General features: G+C 64.7%; 2 protein-coding genes. Both read left to right on the forward strand.

All coding sequences use genetic code 11. The annotated features are described in order from the left end of the window. On the forward strand, window positions 1-786 hold a 786-nt coding region (rfaD, locus tag AC1D15_RS32135), incomplete at its 5' end, for an ADP-glyceromanno-heptose 6-epimerase (RefSeq protein WP_477829245.1). A 105-nt stretch (window positions 787-891) separates the two neighbouring features. After that, complete coding sequence (locus AC1D15_RS32140) at window positions 892-1206, forward strand: ComEA family DNA-binding protein (protein ID WP_477829246.1); 315 nt, start codon at window positions 892-894, stop codon at window positions 1204-1206. The last annotated feature ends 219 nt before the right edge of the window (window positions 1207-1425 follow it).

Here is a 1425-nt window from a genome sequence, read left to right on the forward strand (position 1 = left end):
GTGGTGCTGCACCAGGGCGCGTGCTCCGACACGATGGAGCACGACGGGCGCTTCATGCTCGACACCAACTACCGCTGCAGCAAGGACCTGCTCGACGCCTGCCAGGCGCAGGGCACGCGGCTGCTGTATGCGTCGTCGGCGGCCACCTACGGCGGCAGCGACACCTTCCGCGAAGAGCCGGCGTTCGAGCGGCCGCTGAACGTCTACGGCTACTCGAAGCTGCTGTTCGACAACGTGGTGCGGCGCATGCTGCACGTGAACCGCAGCCAGGTGGTGGGCTTCCGCTACTTCAACGTCTACGGCCCGCGCGAGCAGCACAAGGGCCGCATGGCCTCGGTGGCGTTCCACCACTTCAACCAGTTCCGCGAGACCGGCAAGGTGAAGCTGTTCGGCGAGTACGGGGGCTACGGGCCGGGCGAGCAGAACCGCGATTTCATCTTCGTCGACGACGTGGTCGCGGTGAACCTGTGGTTCCTGCAGCACCCGGGGCAGAGCGGCATCTTCAACCTCGGTACCGGGCGCGCGCAGCCGTTCAACGACGTCGCCGAGGCCACTGTCAATGCGTCGCGTGCGTTGAAGGGCGAGCCGCCGCTGCCGTTGGGCGAGCTGGTCGCGAAGGGGCTCATCGAGTACATCGAGTTCCCACAGGCGCTGGTCGGCAAGTACCAAAGCCATACACAGGCTGACCTGTCGCGACTGCGCGCAACAGGTTGCGACCATGCGTTCACCGATGTGGCCGGTGGTGTGAAGCGCTATGTCGACTGGCTCGCGGCAGCGGGTCAATAAGGTGCATCTGTACCGGTCCTGACCGGTCAACGCTCCCTCGAAGGGCCTCGTTAGGCCGGCGGGTTGTCAATCGGCAATCCGTCAACCTTCCAGGAGAGGATCACCATGTTCAAGAAGACCATCATCGCCACGTTGCTGGCGCTGTTCTCGGCGCTGGCGTTTGCGGCGGGCGTCGACATCAACAAGGCGACGCAGGCCGAGCTCGAAGCGGTCAAGGGGATCGGTCCGGCGATGGCCACGCGCATGCTGACCGAGCGCAAGAAGGGTGAGTTCAAGGACTGGAGCGACGTGATGGGTCGCGTGAAGGGCGTGAAGGAGCACCAGGCCGCGAAGCTGTCCGATGCCGGCCTGACGGTCAACGGTGGGGCCTACAAGGCCGCGGCTGCGACCGATTCCAAGAAGGAACCGATGAAGAAGTGATCACTGCACCAGGCCACGAACCTGGTTGCTGCAACGCCTCGCGCTATCGCGGGGCGTTTTCGTTTCTTGCTTCGTTGTGCTGTGCGCGCAGGTTGTGTTCGTGGGCCCGCAAACAGCGCAGGCTTCGATACCTCAGCCCGAACGGGTGGCGAGTGTTCGACGCAGGCCCGCCACCATCCGTTCGGACTGAGGTATCGAAGTCCCGCTCGGCACTCGCAG

Source organism: Rhizobacter sp. P2_H2 (assembly GCF_056403375.1).